This window comes from Bradyrhizobium sp. U531 (assembly GCF_051710265.1).
GTDB lineage: Bacteria > Pseudomonadota > Alphaproteobacteria > Rhizobiales > Xanthobacteraceae > Bradyrhizobium.
This window is the reverse complement of record NZ_JASVEN010000001.1, coordinates 2,227,260-2,243,146: the sequence shown is the minus strand read 5'-3', so window position 1 is coordinate 2,243,146 and position 15,887 is coordinate 2,227,260. Positions and strand designations below refer to the sequence as shown.

The following is a 15,887-nucleotide window of genomic DNA, read 5'->3' as shown; positions in this document are numbered from 1 at the left end:
ATGGATCTCTTTCACAATCTGGCGATCGGCTTTGCCACGGCGGCCCAGCCCGCGAACCTGCTCTATGCCTTCTTCGGCTGCCTGCTCGGCACCCTGATCGGCGTGCTTCCCGGCCTCGGTCCGCTCGCGACCATCGCGATGCTGCTGCCGATCACCTATGCGCTGCCGCCGGACGCCGCGCTGATCATGCTCGCCGGCATTTACTACGGCGCGCAGTATGGCGGCTCGACGACCGCGATCGTCGTCAACCTGCCCGGCGAGTCCTCGTCCGTCGTGACCACGATCGACGGCTACCAGATGGCGAAGCAGGGCCGGGCCGGCGTGGCGCTCGCCACCGCCGCCATCGGCTCGTTCTTCGCCGGCTGCGTGGCGACGCTGGCGCTGGCGGCTCTTGCAGGTCCGCTGACCGCGGCTGCGCTGTTGTTCGGCCCGAAAGAATTCTTCGCGCTGATGATCCTCGGCCTGATCCTCGCCTCGGTGCTGTCGAGCGGGCCGTTCATCGAGGGCATGGGCATGGTCGTGCTCGGCATGCTGCTGAGCCTCGTCGGCACCGATCTCAACAGCGGCAGCCAGCGCTTTGCCTTCGCCATTCCCCAGTTGTTCGACGGGCTCGACTTCGTCCCGCTGGCGATGGGCATCTTCGGCTTTGCCGAGATCGTGAAGAATCTCGAGCAGGACGACAAGCTGTCATTGGTGACGCAGAAGATCACCAATCTGTTTCCGACCCGCGACGATTTCCGCCGCATGGTGCCGGCGATGCTGCGCGGCACGGCGCTCGGCACCTTGCTGGGCGTGCTGCCCGGTGGCGGCGCGGTGCTGTCGTCCTTTGCGTCCTATACGCTGGAGAAGAAGCTGTCGCGGCATCCCGAGGAGTTCGGCAAGGGCGCGATCGAGGGTGTTGCGGGCCCGGAATCCGCCAACAATGCCGGCGCCCAGACCTCGTTCATTCCGCTGCTGACGCTCGGCGTGCCGTCCAATGTCGTGATGGCCTTGATGGTCGGCGCCATGAACATCCACAACATCCATCCGGGTCCGGAGGTGATGACCAAGAACCCGACGCTGTTCTGGGGCCTGATCGCCTCGATGTGGGTCGGTAATCTGATGCTGCTGATCCTCAACCTTCCGCTGGTCGGCCTCTGGGTCAAGCTGCTCACCATTCCCTATCGCTATCTCTTCCCGGCGATCATGGTGTTCTGCTCGATCGGCGTCTATTCCATCAACAGCGGAACGTTCGAGGTCTTCGAGGCCGCATTGTTCTGCGTGTTCGGTTATGTCCTGATCAAGCTGCAACTGCCGGCGGCGCCGTTGCTGCTTGGCCTGGTTCTCGGGCCCGCCATCGAGGAGAACTTCCGCCGCGCCATGGTGCTGTCGCGCGGCGATGCCACGGTGCTGCTGACCTCGCCGATCTCGGCAACCCTGCTGGCCGCGGCCGTCCTCGCGATCATCCTGATCATGCTGCCGACGATCCGCGCGCGGCGCGAGGAGGCGCTGCAGGAATGACGAGGCGAGGCCCGCAATTCAGTCAAGCGTGAAAGCTGAGCTGTAGTCACGTTTGAGTGCGGGATCCTGCTGCTCTTTTCTCAGGATGCAGTTGCCGATGACGAGCATGTCGAGCTCGTTGCCCATGAAGCAGCGGAAGGCGTCCTCCGGTGTGCAGACGATCGGCTCGCCGCGAACGTTGAAGCTGGTGTTGAACGCCGGCGGAACCAGCAGGAATGCCAGCACGGCACATACAAATCGACGATAGCCGGATTGCGGCCGTGCCCTCTCGGTCCCGAATGGGACATCGCCGGATTGCCAAATGAGCGTCAAGCGGAGTTCCGATCAGTTGCGTGTTTCGACTATATCCGGTCCGCACTGATGCGAATAGTCTGCGCAAATTGGGCCCTGGCGGCAGGCCCATGGCGCGGCAACTGGAAATCCACTAGTAAAGCCTGCTGGCTTGTTTCGCGATCGTTTGGCAGACCTTGATATGCTCCCGTTATGTATTGCGTCCGTTGAATGGTTGGAACGCACCGACCCGACAAAAGGGGGATGTCGGTGATGAAACGGCTGCCTGCCCATCTGCGTCGCCTGGAAGCGGAGGCGATCTTCATCCTTCGTGAAGTTGTCGCCGAGTGCCGTAAGCCGGTCATGCTCTATTCGATCGGCAAGGATTCCTCGGTCATGCTGCATCTGGCACGCAAGGCGTTCTATCCGGCGAAGCTGCCATTTCCGCTACTCCATGTCGACACCACCTGGAAATTCCGCGACATGATCCGGTTTCGCGACGAGACCGCGGAGCGTCTCGGGCTCGAGCTGATCGTCCACGTCAATCGCGCAGGGGTCGAGCAGGGCATCAATCCAATCCAGCACGGGTCCGCCGCCTACACAGGTGTCATGAAGACCGACGCGCTGAAGCAGGCGCTGACTGCGCATGGCTTCGATGCTGCGCTTGGCGGGGCGCGCCGCGACGAGGAGCTGAGCCGGTCCAAGGAACGCGTGTTCTCGTTTCGCTCGAAAAACCATGTCTGGGATCCGCGAAACCAGCGCCCGGAATTGTGGAATATCTTCAACTGCCGCATCGCACCAGGCGAATCCATTCGCGTCTTTCCGCTCTCCAATTGGACCGAACTCGATGTCTGGCGATACGTCGAACATGAGAATATTCCCGTCGTTCCGCTGTACTTTGCGGCCAAGCGGCCGGTGGTGAGGCGTGGCGAAAACCTCATCATGGTCGACGACGAGCGGCTGCCCTTGGGGGCCGACGAGTTGGTGCAGGATCTCGTCATCCGCTTCCGCACGCTGGGGTGTTATCCGCTTACCGGCGCGGTCGAATCCGGTGCAGTGACAGTCGGCGATATCGTGCGTGAGCTGGAGACGGCCACGGTGTCCGAGCGGCAAGGCCGGCTGATCGATTTCGACCAAGCCGGATCGATGGAAAGAAAGAAGCGTGAAGGCTATTTCTGATCTGAATGCCGAGCCCCCGTCGGGGCGGGGGGCGGAGCCGCCGCAGCGCGACCTGTTGCGTCTCATCACTTGCGGATCGGTCGACGACGGCAAGTCGACATTGATCGGCCGGCTGTTGCTCGATTGCGGCGCGGTGTTCGAGGACCGCCGGCAGGCGCTGGTGCGGGATTCGAAGATTGCCGGGACTACCGGCGATGCACCCGACGCCGCGCTGTTGCTCGATGGCCTGCAGGCCGAGCGCGAGCAGGGCATCACGATCGACGTCGGATATCATCACTTTGCGACGCCCCGCCGGCGTTTCATCGTCGCGGATACGCCCGGCCATCCGCACTACACCCGCAACATGGTGACGGGAGCGTCGAACGCGGATTTGGCCGTTCTGCTCGTCGATGCCGGCAAGGAGATTTTGGAGCAGACCCAGCGGCACAGCTTCATCTGCGCGCTGCTTGGAATTCGGGACATCGTCCTCGTCGTCAACAAGATGGATCTCGTCAATTTCGAGGAGCGCATCTTCAACGGCATTCGCGATGCCTTTGACGCGTTTTCCGGTTCGCTTCATTTTCGCAGCGTCGTGGCGATACCGGCATCCGCCGTGCTGGGCGATAATGTCACACGGCGCAGCGACCGCATGGCCTGGTACCGCGGGCCGACGTTGCTGGAGCAGCTCGAAGCCGTCGAGATCGACCCGGACGCGCCGCAGCGGCCGCTCCGGATGCCCGTGCAATGGGTCAACCGGCCGGATGCGACGTTTCGCGGTTATGCCGGGACCGTAGCATCCGGCGAATTACGTCCCGGCGACGAGGTCCTGATCGCGCGGACCAACATTCGAACGCGAATTGAGCGGATCGTGTCGATGGACGGCGACTTGGCGCGGGCCGGTGCGGGCGATGCCGTCACGGTGATGTTGGCCGACGAGGTCGACGTCTCGCGCGGAGACCTGCTCGCCAGGCCGGACAAGCCCCCGGAAATCGCCGACGCATTCGCCTGTGACCTCGTCTGGATGTCGGAGGCTCCGTTGTTGCCGGGGCGCAGCTATTTGTTGAAGTGCGGCAGCCGCACGGTCGGGGCCACGATTACGACCCTGAAATACCGCGTCGACATTACGAACTATGCGCACCTGGCGGCGAGGCAGCTCGAGCTCAACGAAATCGCCTACGTCAATATTGCGACGGTCGAACCGATCGCGGTCGACCCTTATCGGGAGAACCGCACGACCGGCGGCTTCATCCTGATCGACCGGTTGACCAACGAGACGGTCGGGGCCGGCATGATCCGCTTCGGCCTCAACCGCGCCGCCAACATTCACCATGCCGATTTCGACGTCACCAAGGCTGCGCGCGCGCGGTTGAACGGCCAGCGTCCCGTCATCCTCTGGTTCACGGGGTTGTCGGGCGCGGGGAAATCGACAATCGCGAACTTGCTCGAACGGAAGCTCTATGCATTGGGCAAGCGAACATACCTGCTCGATGGCGACAATGTCCGTCAGGGATTGAACCGCGACCTCGGCTTCAAGGAAGCCGACCGGGTGGAGAACGTCCGTCGCGTCGCCGAGACGGCCAAGCTTTTTGTCGATGCCGGCCTGATCACGCTGGTTGCGTTGATCTCGCCGTTCCGCGCTGAACGCCGCATGGCGCGCGCGATCGTCGCCAACGGTGAATTCATCGAGATATTCGTCTCCACGCCGGTCGAGATCTGCGAGCAGCGCGATCCGAAGGGACTTTACCGCAAGGCAAGGCGCGGTGAGTTTCGTAATTTCACCGGCATCGACTCACCCTATGAGCCGCCGGAGCATCCGGACTTGATCCTCGACACGGCAGCCGGGAGCGCCGAACGTCTCGCCGACGAGGTGATGCAATTTCTGCGGAGACGTGGCGTACTGGATTGATCGGGCATGCAACCCTCAAGGTCATCGTCCGGCGCTAGAACTCAAAATAGATGAATTGGCCCGAGCTCTGCGAGCCGATCGAGTAGGCTAGAACGCAGGCAACCGCCATGACGGTGTAAACCACGAGTGAAGGGGCCTTCCGGGCGGCGATACGCACGCGGCGTGCGTCGTCCCACGGATGGAGCACGAAGAAGCCGACAATCAGCGTGAGCTCGATGGGAACAAACTTCAAAAGTGCTTCCCCATCTCAGCGAGCCGACGGTGCGCTGTCTCGCGGGCGCTACGGATCGGCTCGGCCGGGCCCGCGGTCGGGCCGATCGGCACGAAGCGAACGTCGGTGACGCCAATGAAGCGGAGCGCCTCGCGCAAGTAGGGCGTCGCCATGTCGATGCGGCCGCGGTTCATGCCGGTGGCGAAGTCGCTGCCGGAGGCGAGAATGACGATGGTCGGCCGATCCTTCAGCATCGGAAGATAACCTTGCGCGGGATCGAAGCGGAACGTCAGCCCGGGCTGGATGACGATGTCGAACCACTGCTTCAGCTTGTAGGGGATGCTGAAGTTCCACATCGGCGTCGAGATCAACACGCGGTCCGCCAGCGAAAACCGTAGCGCCATCCGCTCGGCCTCGGCGAAGCTCTCGCGCTGTGCTTCGTTGAAGGCCAGCGATTTCATGCGCGCATATTTGGCTTCGACAATGGAGCCAGTGAACTCCGGCAGCCGCTCGCGCCAGAGATCGACGACGTCGATGTCCCAATCCGGGCGGGCCTGGCGAAAGCCGTCAAGGAAGATTTGCGCGCCGGCGCTCGACTCTGAGTCAGGACGCGGCGAGCAGGAGAGGTGCAGGAGCTTTGCCACCGCTCATCCCAGCGCTCTGATGACGGCGTCCGCACGGGTCACGACGGCAACGTTCTGCATGGCAAAATTGATCGAGGCGGAGTGCCAGTCGGCATTCATGGTCGAGCAGCAATCCTCCGGCACGATCATGAAATAGCCCTTGTCGGCGCCGGTGCGCGCGGTGTGCTCGACCGACATGTTGGTCCAGGCGCCGGTGTTGATGATCATGTCGCGGCCGGTGGCTTTCAGGATCGTTTCCAGCCGCGTGCCCTCCCAGGCGCTCATCCGCATCTTCTCGACCACGAAGTCGCCGGGGCGAGGCTCAAGGCCGGACACGGGTGCGGCCCCCCAGCTCCCGCGCACCATCGCCTTGCTGTCGACGAGGCCTTCGAACAGGGGCGCGTTCAGCGTCACGCCCGGCGCGCCGGGTTCGACCACGAACCAGACATGGATGATGGCGACGCCACGTGCGCGAGCCGATTCCGCGAGGCGCCGGACGTTCTCGATGACGTGCTGCTGCTTGGCATGTCCCGGTGCGCCGGAGTCCGCAAACGCGCCTCCGTCCATGATGACGTCGTTCTGCAGATCCTGGATGATCATGGCGCAGCGGTTGGGATCAAGCCGCATCTCGCCGTCCGCGAGGATGGGAGCAGCCGCCGCGGGACCTGTGCTCGCCGCTCCGCCGCTGCTGCCGCGCCTGCCGCTCATATAGGGCTCGTGACGCGGGCCGGCCTTGGTCGGGATGGCGTAGACCGAACGCGTCGAGGTCAGGTACAGCGTGCGGAAGTCCGGTCCGCCCCAGGCGAGGTTGGCGACCATCTCGGGCACGCGGACCTTGCCGAGCAGTTCGCCGCGCGGCGAATAGACCCAGACACCGCCGGGCGCGGTGACCCAGACATTGCCGTGCTGGTCGCACTTCATGCCGTCGGGCAGGCCCGCTTCCAGCTCGGAGCGGATGCCGCTTGCGAACACCCGCGCATTCGCCAGCGTGCCGTCGGCGTTGACGTCGAACGCGCGGATCAACGCCTGCACGGTGTCGTTGACATAGAGCAGTTTCTCATCGGGCGAGAAGCACAGCCCGTTCGGCTGGTCGAACAAGTGGCGATCGACCACCAGCTTCGGCTCACTGCCGGGTACGACCCGATAGACGCCCTGGAAGCCGAGCTGGCGCGGTCGCTCGACACCATAGACCGGCATCCGGCCATACCAGGGATCGGAAAAATAGATCGCGCCTGAAGAGTGCACGCAGACATCGTTGGGGCTGTTCAGTTCCTGTCCGCCAAAGTGCGAAGCCAGCACCTCGCGGCGACCGTCCGGCCGCTCGCGGATCAGCGACGAGGTGGCGTGCTCGCAGACGATCAGGTTGAGCTCGGCATCGTAGGTCATGCCGTTGCATTTGTTCGACGGACGCTTGACCTCAGTGACACCACGCCGCGCATCCCAGCGACGGCGCACATCGCCCGGCATGTCAGAGAATAACAGGTAGTGATCGACCGGATGCCAGATCGGCCCTTCCGTGAAGTCAAAGCCCGTTCCGACCTGCGCCACCGGCGCATAGGGATCGATCAGGGTCTCGAATTCGGAGCGCAAGGTGACGTGTGTCATCGGTCGATATCCTCAGGTCACGTCAAGCCGGGAACCAGTTGCGCGCGGGCAGGGACTGCACAATGGGGCCGGGGACCTGGTCGTGCAGCCGCCCCACGACATTGCCGCCCTCGATCTTGGCGGGGCGGTCGTGCACCGGCAGCAGATAGCGGGAGTTGCTGAGCAGCTTCTTGATCGCGGCCTTCTCCGCGCGCTTGCTGGTGCCGTGATTGCCTGTCGTACGCGGCTCCCAATCGTGGATCTCGTTGAAGGGCGTGACGATCTGGTCGTTGAAATCGTAGATCACGTCCCCGCAGATAGTGGCGATGCCATCGGCGGTCTCGACGATGATGTTCATGGAGCCTTCCGTGTGGGCACCCGCGGCGTCGCAATAGACTCCGGGCATCAGCTCGATCGGACCGGTGATCTCGAGGTCGAGGAAGCGCAAGGCGCTCTTGGTATGCAGCCGGTCGATCAGGTGCTTGATATCGGGCGCCGGATATTGCGGATGCATCAGGCCGGAGACGGAATATTCCAGCTCCTTGCGATTGAGCACGACGGTCGTGTTCATGGGGAACAGATCGTCCTTGCCGGCGTGATCGATATGCAGATGGGTGTGGCAGACGAAGCGGACGTCGCCCATCCGCACGCCGTGGCGTGCGAGCTGGTTCTCGATCATGTTCTCGTGGTACTGCAGGCCGCGCATGCCCAGCGTCTCCATAATCTGGTTGGAGCGATAGCCGGTGTCGACCACGACAGGGTATTTGCCGCCGAGGATCAAAAAGCCCAGCGTGAGGACCCGGCGGGTGCGGCCGCAGTCACGGCCGAGCACCAGAAAGCTCGATTCCAGCTCGATATCGCCGTAGTCCAGGATCTTGATCTCCAGCGCCATTCGTTTCCCTCCCTGATCTCTTCTTGTCCGTTAAAGCCGGTAGACGCGTGTGGCCGTCGCCCTGAAGATCGCGTCCTGCTGCTCCGGGCTCAGTTGCGCTGCCGCCGCGCGAAACGCGACGACAAGCTCGCGATAGCTGGTCCACAATTTTTCGATTGGAAAATTGGAGCCGAACAGGCAGCGCTCGGCGCCGAAGATCGCGACGGTGTCCATGAGCACGGCCGCGATATGTGCGGGGTCGTTGCGATGGATGAAGGTGCCGAGCCCGGACAGCTTTGAGACCACGTTCGGGCAGGCCGCAAGCCGGGCCATGCCCGCACGCCAGGCCGCGCGTCCCGCAGGCGAGAGATCTTCCAGCATCCCGGCGTGCTGGAGGATGAAAGTGATCTTGGGGCAGGACTCCGCGAGCTGCGCGGCATCAGGCATCTGCGGCGTGAAGACTTGAAGATCGAAGCTCCAGCCGTAGTCGGCGAGGTACGCGATGTTGCGGCGGACCATGGGATCGAGGCAGAGGTCGGGCCTTGCCGCGAAACGATAGAGCGGGTTCTCGTGCCAGTGGAGCTGCATGCGCACGCCGCGGACGAGAGAATAGCGCTTCAGGCGATCGAGTTGCGGGCGTACATCGTCCACGGCAAAATTGGCGTAGGCGACGATGGCATGCGGCCAGCCGTGTTCGTCGGCGGTCTGCTGCACCCAGGCCGCCTCGTCCTCAAAACGGTCGTTGGCCCAGTTGGTCTGGACATAGACCGAGCGGGTGACGCCGGTGCCCTTGAGGTCGTCGAGATATTCATCAATCGGATAATCGCGCCGGATCGGCTCGTAGGGTCCGAAGATGCGGGGCTGCATGGGGCCGGTCAGCCAGGGCAGGTCGGCTTGCCGCCAGATGTGATGATGGCCGTCGACAATCTCGGTCACGCAACCCTCCTTCCCAGTGCCAGGACATGTGCGACGATCGACGCGCTCGATCCGCCGTCGACGAGGTCGTCGACGAAGCGCTCGATGGCGACCAGCGCCTCGGTCTGTGGGCGGAACCCCGGACCCGTCGCAAGCGGCGTCAGCCAGCTCACGCGCCAGGCTCGCCGCGAAAGCTTTGCGACGGCGTCGCGCAGCGCGTCGGGCTCGCCCCGCTCCAGCCCGTCGGAGATGACGACCACCGCTGCTCCCCGCGCATAACCACCGAAGCGGGGGACCGCGAGAAAGGCCTGCAGCGCATCACCGATACGAGTGCCGCCGTCCCAGTCGCTGACGAGGTGAGCGGCCGCGCTCAGCGCCTGCTCGCGGCGCTTCAGCCGCAGTGCGCGCGTGACACGGGTGAGCCGCGTGCCGAAGGTGAAGACCTCAACATTGGGCGCCGCCTGCATCAGCGCGTGAGCCAGCTTCATGTTGTCCTCGGTGCGGCTCTTCATCGAACCGGAAACGTCGATCAGCATCAGAATCTTTCGCGGGCGCTGGCGCCGTTTCATGTGACCGAGCCGAAGGATCTCCCCGTCGCTGCGGACGCTGTCGCGCAAGGTGCGGCGGAGGTCGGCAAATGGTCCACGGCGGGCGCGCATGCGGCGATGGCCGCGCCGCCGGGGAAGGCGTCGCGGTGCCTCGCGAACCAGGCGTCGGAGCGCATCGGTGGTGGAGAGCTGGGCGAAGCGGCGTTCGACCAGCGCCTCAGTGCGCGTCGCGGTCAGGCCGGACTCGCTGGCGTCGTCGGAGAGCAAGGGCTCCTCGTCGCCCCGGCCTTCTTCCTGAAGCCGGACGGTTTCATCGTCCTCGCCGTCGTCGGTTCGCTCGATCGCCTCGCTGCCGCGGAAGTGCAGGTCGAACAGTCTGTCAAAGGTCCCGCGGCGCTCGGGCGGCGGGGCGAGGGTGGCCAGTGCCGCCCGCCTGATATCCCAGAGGTCGCGCGGGCCGAGCAGCTCGATCGCGGAGAGGAACGCAGTGGTCTGCTCGGGGGCGACCGCAAAGCCGTTGGCGCGCAGCAGGGCGACGAAAGAGACGAAGACCCGGGCAGCGCGCGGGAGCTGGAGCTCGGTGCTCATGCGGTCGCCTCCGCCAGCATTGCGTCGAGACGGGGCGCGATGAAGTGCAAATCCTCCTCGTCCTTCAGCGCCACGCCGATCGAGCGCTTGAAGGCGTCCGGCCAGCGCGCGCCCCCCTTGTGGAGAAGCGTTGCGGCTTCGGCCCAGTCGACGGCCTCGGCGATGCCCGGCGCCTTGCTCAGCGGCTCGCGCCGAAGCTTGCCGACGGCGGTCACGACGGCCCGCGCGGTCGCTTCGGCGACGCTGGAGGCCCGCAGCATCACGATCCGTGCTTCACGCTCCTCGGTGGGGTAGTCGATCCAGTGATAGACGCAGCGGCGGCGCAGGGCCTCGTGCAGATCGCGTGTCCGGTTCGACGTCAACACGACGACGGGACGCTCCGCGGCGCGTACCGTGCCCCGTTCGGGAATCGAGATCTGGAAGTCGGAGAGGAATTCCAGCAGGAACGCCTCGAACTCTTGGTCGGCACGGTCGATTTCGTCGATCAGGAGTACGGTGGAATCGGGCGCGCGCAGGGCGGCCAGCATCGGACGTTCGATCAAGAACGCTTCGCCATAGATATCGATGCTCTCGTCGCCGGCCTGGCGGATCGCAAGCATCTGGCGCGGATAGTTCCATTCGTAGAGAGCGGCGGAAGCGTCGATACCTTCGTAGCATTGCAGGCGGATCAGCCGGCGGCCGAGCACGGCGGCGATAGCCTTGGCTGCTTCCGTCTTGCCGACGCCCGGCGCGCCTTCGAGCAGCAGTGGCTTGCCGAGCGCGAGGCCGAGATAGGCGGCGGTCGCAAGGCCCTCGTCGGCGAGGTAATAGGCCGCACGCAGCGCTCTCTCCAGCGCCTCCGGGCTGTCGATGCCGACGATGTTGCTGCGGACCGCCATGAACCAGAACCTCTAGCGCCGCGCTTGGGGCCGTGCACCGCCCTGGGCTTTGATGGCACGCAGCACTTTTTCAGGCGTGATCGGCAGATCGTCGATGCGCACGCCGACCGCGTTGAAGATCGCGTTGGCCACGGCGGGCAGAACCGGGTTGGCGCACATCTCACCGGGACCCTTGGCACCGAAGGGGCCGTCAGGAGCAGGGCGTTCCAGGACGGCGATATCGTGCGGGCAAATGTCGCCGGGGCCGGGCATCAAATATTCGACGAAGTCGCGCGGGCCGTGGACGGGCTCGGGATAGTATGGCTCGGGCGTCTCGTAGAGGGCGTGGCTGACGCCCATCCAGGCGCCGCCGACGAGCTGCTGTTCGACCAGGCGCGGATTGAGCGCGCGGCCGAGCTCGTAGGCCGAGTCCATGCGGACCATCGCGACCTCGCCCGTCTCGTCATCGACATCGACCTCGGCAACGAGGCAGGCATGGGCGTAGCAGGTCGCCGGCGACATCTCGCCAGTTTCCGGGTTCACCTCGGAGAGGGGCACCAGGAAGATGCCGCGGCCAGAGATGGTCTTGCCCTGCTTGAACTGCGCCGCGATCGCGACGTCCTTGGTCGAGATTGAGCGGTGCGGCGCGCCCTTGACGTGGATGTTGCCGCGCCCGTCCGTTTCGAGATCGGCGGCGTTGACCTCCAGTTCCTCGGCCGCGGCTTCCATCATCACGCCACGCGCCTCGCGGGCTGCAGCCATCACCGCATTGCCGACGCGGTGGGTGCCGCGCGAGGCAAACGATCCCATGCAGTGGGGGCCGGTGTCGGAATCCGCGGTATCGACGTAGACATCCTCAACGGGAACGCCGAGCGTCTCCGCGCAGATTTGCCGTGTGACGGACTTCATGCCCTGTCCGAGGTCGATCGACGACAGTGCCACCGTGAACTTGCCGCTCGGGTTGGAGTGGACCAGCGCCTGGCTGGGGTCGCCGCCGAGATTCATGCCGATGGGATAGTTGATCGACGCGATTCCGCGTCCGCGATGCCGGGCCATCTAGCGCCTCCTGGTGCCGAAGACGGACGAGAAACGGGTCGCGCCGTGCGATGGCGCGGCCGGCCGCGGTGAGGGCGGCGGCGGAGCGGGTGGCGGTGGCTCGCGCGGCGGTTCACGGGTCACGGTGGGCGGCAACCGGTCGTAGCTGGTGCGTTGCTGCACCGGTGCAGCCGGCCTTCCTCGCGACGAATCCGTCGGCGTCGGTGGGATGACGGCGCGACTGCCGCCACCGTCCTTGCGCGAGGACGCGCGCTTGAACTCTTCGCGAAGCGGCCACTTTGCCTTTTCCGCGGCGACCTGGACGCATTCGATCAGCGCGGTGTTCTTGGCTTCGCGCCGGTGGGCCTTCATGTCACCGTCGCGATAAGCGTTGAGGATGCGGAACTCCATGGGATCCATGTTGATGAGGTGCGCCAGCTTGTCCATCTGGCACTCGATGGCAAAATCCATCGCCGTGACGCCAAAGCCGCGCATCGCGGTCGCCGGCGTCCGATTGGTGAAGACGCAATAGACGTCGCCGTAGACGTTCGGAATCGTATAGGGCCCGGGGAGGTGTGCGGCGCATTTGACGGCGGCGTAGCTCGACAGCCGCGTATAGGCGCCACTGTCGAAATAGGCGCGGATCTTGCGCGCCACGATACGGCCGTCGCGCATCACACCGTCCTTGATGTAGATGCGCTCGGCGCCGCGCGGCGGGCCATATTGCATCTCCTCTTCGCGCCCGAATACGTAACGCACGGGTCGTCCCGTTAGCATCGCGCCGAGGATCGCGAGCGGCTCGGTCAGCGTATCCACCTTGCCGCCAAAGCCGCCGCCGACCGTGCCCCCGATGAAGTGGAAGGTGTTGGAGGGCACGTCCAGAATCTTGGCGCAGGTATCAACCGAGAAGAACAGGGCCTGTGTCGAGGTGTAGACCACATAGCGGCCATTGGTGTCCGGAGCTGCGATCGCACCGTTCGTCTCGGTCGGCGCGTGCTCGATCGGCGACATCTGGTACCGCTGCTCGATCACGTGATCGGCGGTCGCGAGTGCCGCGTCGGCATCGCCAAAGCGAATCCTCTGGTGATCGTAGGTCTCGTGATAGGTGAAGGTGTTCTTCGGGTAGGTCTCGTTGACCACGGGCGCGCCGGGTTTCAACGCGTCCTCGACGTCGAAGACTGCCGGCAGTGGCTCGTAGTCGACCTTGACCTTTGCGACGGCTTCAAAGGCCTCGCGCTCGCTGTCGGCGACAATGGCAACGATCGGCTCGCCTTTGTAGCGGACCTTGTCCACGGCCAGCGACGGCTCGTCGTCCTTGCCGAAATTGATCAGGCTGAGGAGCGTGTTGAGATTGACCGGCACATCGGCGCCACGGATGATCCGGCGCACGCCAGCCGAACGCTCGGCCTCCGTTGTGTCGATGCGGCGGATCCTGGCATGGGCCTGCGTCGAACGGACGACCTTCAGATGCAGCATGCCCTGCAGCTTGTGGTCGTTGAAATAACTGGACGTGCCCGTGACATGACCAAGCATGTCCTGGCGCTGGGTGCCTTTACCGATCTCCTTCAAATTGTCGTCGCGCTCGTCGGCGAAAATGTCCTTGCGCAGTTCCAGCATGGCCGCGTTCCCTTAGGCGCTGACCCGGCCGCCGGAGGCGGCGAGGATGGCATTGATGATCGGCTCATAGCCGGTGCAACGGCAGATGTTGCCGGAGATGGCCTCGATGACTTCGTCACGGCTTGGCGACGGATTGCGGTCGAGCAACGCCTTGGCAGCCATCAGCATGCCCGGCGTGCAATAACCGCACTGGGCGGCGAAATTGTCGGCGAAGGCGCGCTGCAGCGGATGCAGGTTCGGACCCTGCTTCATGCCGTCGAGCGTCTCGATCGAGCGGCCGGCCACGGTTTCCGCCAACGTCAGGCAGGAGAGGTGAAGCTCGCCATCGACAAGCACGCTGCAGGTGCCGCAGCCGCCCTGGCCGCAGCCGAATTTCGGCGTCATGTCGCCGATTAGTTCGCGCAATGCGACCAGGAGATTGGTGCCGCCATCGACGAAGATCGCGACGTCGCGGCCGTTGTGACGAAATTGCAGGGGGATCTTCGACATGGCGACCTATTCCTGTCCGGACAGCAGGCGGCGCAGATGCACGCCGACGATCTCGCGGCGATACCAGGCGCTGCCGAGGGCGTTGTCGGATGGTGAGGTTCCCTCGGCGGCGGCTGAGGCGGCGGCGCTGATCGTTGCAGGATCCAACGAACGTCCTTCCAGCGCGCGCTCGGCGGCGCGGGCGCGGATCTGCGTCGGCGCCATAGAGCCCAACGCGATCCGCGCGCCAGCGATCCGGCCGCCGGAGATCGGCAGATGCGCGGCGAGGGTGATGACCGATCCGCCCTTCGGCTTGATGCGCGCGATCTTGCGATAACGAAACGCCTCGGTGCTGGCCGGCCGAGTGCACGATACCGAAAGCACCAGGGTTCCGGCCTGCCGGTCACGGGCCTGCAAGAATTCCTCGATCGGAATGTCGCGCGAGCCGAACCCGCCTGCGACGGCGACGGTGGCATCGAGCGCCAGCAGTGCGACGGTGAAATCGCCATAAGGGTTGGGCGCAAAAAGGTTGCCGCCGACCGTGCCCATGTTGCGCACGGCAGGGCCGCCGATCGAACGGGCAGGGGCATGCAGGAAGCCGAGGTCGCGCTCGGCAAGGACGCGCGCGAAAGTGACGCCGGCGCCCAGCGTGACCCGCGGGCCGGAAGCGTCGATCCGGGTCAAAGCCTGGTCTTGCGCGCGGATCACGGTCGAGATCGAGACGTCGCCCTCATTCAGCGCCCGCATTACCAGCGTGCCGCCGCCGAGATAGCGCGCGGTGCGATCCGACGACAGCGCGCCGGCGGCTTCGCTGGCGCTCGCAAACGATTTTACTGTGACGGCCATTCAGGCGGCCTCCTTCAGATGCCGGCGGATCGCGTCGAATCCAGCCTGATAAATGTCTTCGGCCACCATGTGGGTGATGTGGTCGCGATCCTCGGGTTTGGTCGTGAAGCGCGATTCCCAGTGCCAGAAGGTCCGGTCGCCATCGGTCACCGGCAGCAGGCGGACATGAGCGACGTAGTTGAACATCGGGATCGGAGTATCGAGCAGGCAATAGCTGAAGCTTTGTTCGAGGTCGGACAGGGCCAGTAATTGCTCGCGCAACTCGGCACCGTCCTTCAGCTTGAACCGTCTGACGCAGCCGATCTTGTCCGAGGAATGCGCACGCTCGATCGAGGAGGTCGCCACCGCCGGATGCCAGCGGTCATGCCCGTTGAAATCGCGCAGCACCGACCACGCCGCATCGGTCGGCGCGTCCAGGATGGTGCTTTTGACGATATGCGGCACGAGCGTCAGCCTCCGAAAACGCGCTTGAGGGCGTCGAAGCCGCCCTGGAAAACGCCGCCGCCGATATTGCCGACGAGCTCAGTCTCCCGCTCCGGCGCGCAGTCGAATTCGGCGGTCCATTCCACAAAGGTCTGGTCGCCATCGGTGACGGGCGTCAGCCGCAGGGTTGCGACATAGTTCTCGACCCCCATTGGGGATTCCAGGATCGAATAGGTGCAGAACATGTCGTAGTCGGAGAGACCAAGCAGCTTCTCGCGGATGCGGTCGCCGTTGCGCAGGCGAAAGTCCCTGACGCATCCGATCTTATCGGATGGCTCGCCGCCCTCGATGCGGCTTTCGGCGATCGCCGGGTGCCAGTTCGGCAAGCCGTTGAAATCGCGTACCCGCGCCCAGACGCGGTCGTTGCGCGCATTGACGACGGTGGAAACGTAGACGCGGGCCATGGG

At 64.7% G+C, this 15,887-nt stretch carries 16 protein-coding genes and 1 pseudogene; 3 read left to right on the top strand and 14 right to left on the bottom strand.

Features of this window, described 5'->3' with window-relative positions:
• Complete coding sequence (locus QRQ56_RS11040; RefSeq protein ID WP_438739740.1) at window positions 1–1,500, top strand: tripartite tricarboxylate transporter permease; 1,500 nt, start codon at window positions 1–3, stop codon at window positions 1,498–1,500.
• 18 nt (window positions 1,501–1,518) lie between these two features.
• On the opposite strand, the pseudogene QRQ56_RS11035 reads toward QRQ56_RS11040, so the two are convergent.
• A pseudogene (locus tag QRQ56_RS11035) lies at window positions 1,519–1,704 on the bottom strand (carbamoyltransferase C-terminal domain-containing protein); the annotation flags it as partial.
• 339 nt (window positions 1,705–2,043) lie between these two features.
• On the opposite strand from QRQ56_RS11035, the gene cysD reads away from it, so the two are divergent.
• Entirely contained in the window at window positions 2,044–2,949 is a 906-nt protein-coding gene (gene cysD, locus QRQ56_RS11030) for a sulfate adenylyltransferase subunit CysD (protein ID WP_438739739.1), read from the top strand.
• Window positions 2,933–4,834: an adenylyl-sulfate kinase gene (gene cysC / locus QRQ56_RS11025; RefSeq protein ID WP_438739738.1), complete on the top strand. Its 1,902-nt coding sequence runs from the start codon at window positions 2,933–2,935 to the stop codon at window positions 4,832–4,834. The genes cysD and cysC overlap by 17 nt, the downstream gene beginning before the upstream one ends.
• Before the next feature lie 34 nt (window positions 4,835–4,868).
• Here cysC and QRQ56_RS11020 read toward each other — a convergent pair whose 3' ends face one another.
• Genes QRQ56_RS11020 through QRQ56_RS10960 form a run of 13 tightly spaced genes read right to left on the bottom strand, consistent with a single transcriptional unit; the run spans window position 4,869 to window position 15,884 of the window.
• Window positions 4,869–5,066, bottom strand: coding sequence for a hypothetical protein (locus tag QRQ56_RS11020; RefSeq protein WP_438739737.1), 198 nt, complete (start codon window positions 5,064–5,066; stop codon window positions 4,869–4,871).
• Window positions 5,063–5,689 (bottom strand): FMN-dependent NADH-azoreductase, encoded by a 627-nt coding sequence (locus QRQ56_RS11015; protein ID WP_438739736.1) that lies wholly within the window; start codon window positions 5,687–5,689, stop codon window positions 5,063–5,065. Before QRQ56_RS11015 ends, QRQ56_RS11020 begins: the two co-directional genes overlap by 4 nt.
• Before the next feature lie 3 nt (window positions 5,690–5,692).
• Window positions 5,693–7,273, bottom strand: a complete 1,581-nt coding sequence (locus QRQ56_RS11010; RefSeq protein ID WP_438739735.1) for an isochorismatase family protein — start codon at window positions 7,271–7,273, stop codon at window positions 5,693–5,695.
• Between the two features lie 22 nt (window positions 7,274–7,295).
• The gene (locus tag QRQ56_RS11005) at window positions 7,296–8,144 is read right to left on the bottom strand and encodes an MBL fold metallo-hydrolase (RefSeq protein WP_212300604.1); all 849 of its coding nucleotides are present in this window, start codon (window positions 8,142–8,144) and stop codon (window positions 7,296–7,298) included.
• Window positions 8,145–8,174: 30 nt separating this feature from the next.
• Entirely contained in the window at window positions 8,175–9,059 is an 885-nt protein-coding gene (locus tag QRQ56_RS11000; protein WP_438739734.1) for an amidohydrolase family protein, read from the bottom strand.
• Window positions 9,056–10,174, bottom strand: coding sequence for a vWA domain-containing protein (locus QRQ56_RS10995; protein ID WP_438739732.1), 1,119 nt, complete (start codon window positions 10,172–10,174; stop codon window positions 9,056–9,058). The genes QRQ56_RS11000 and QRQ56_RS10995 overlap by 4 nt, the downstream gene beginning before the upstream one ends.
• Window positions 10,171–11,052, bottom strand: coding sequence for an AAA family ATPase (locus QRQ56_RS10990; RefSeq protein WP_438739731.1), 882 nt, complete (start codon window positions 11,050–11,052; stop codon window positions 10,171–10,173). The genes QRQ56_RS10995 and QRQ56_RS10990 overlap by 4 nt, the downstream gene beginning before the upstream one ends.
• 12 nt (window positions 11,053–11,064) lie before the next feature.
• A complete protein-coding gene (locus QRQ56_RS10985; RefSeq protein WP_254130403.1) occupies window positions 11,065–12,087 on the bottom strand; it encodes a xanthine dehydrogenase family protein molybdopterin-binding subunit in 1,023 nt (340 codons plus the stop codon).
• A complete protein-coding gene (locus tag QRQ56_RS10980; protein WP_438739730.1) occupies window positions 12,088–13,683 on the bottom strand; it encodes a xanthine dehydrogenase family protein molybdopterin-binding subunit in 1,596 nt (531 codons plus the stop codon).
• Window positions 13,684–13,695: 12 nt separating this feature from the next.
• Entirely contained in the window at window positions 13,696–14,172 is a 477-nt protein-coding gene (locus tag QRQ56_RS10975) for a (2Fe-2S)-binding protein (RefSeq protein WP_438739729.1), read from the bottom strand.
• A gap of 6 nt (window positions 14,173–14,178) precedes the next feature.
• On the bottom strand, window positions 14,179–14,997 hold the full coding sequence (locus tag QRQ56_RS10970) for an FAD binding domain-containing protein (RefSeq protein WP_438739728.1): 819 nt from the start codon (window positions 14,995–14,997) through the stop codon (window positions 14,179–14,181).
• Window positions 14,998–15,441, bottom strand: coding sequence for an SRPBCC family protein (locus QRQ56_RS10965; RefSeq protein WP_438739726.1), 444 nt, complete (start codon window positions 15,439–15,441; stop codon window positions 14,998–15,000).
• A 5-nt stretch (window positions 15,442–15,446) separates the two neighbouring features.
• The gene (locus QRQ56_RS10960) at window positions 15,447–15,884 is read right to left on the bottom strand and encodes an SRPBCC family protein (protein WP_080134478.1); all 438 of its coding nucleotides are present in this window, start codon (window positions 15,882–15,884) and stop codon (window positions 15,447–15,449) included.
• Between the last annotated feature and the right edge of the window lie 3 nt (window positions 15,885–15,887).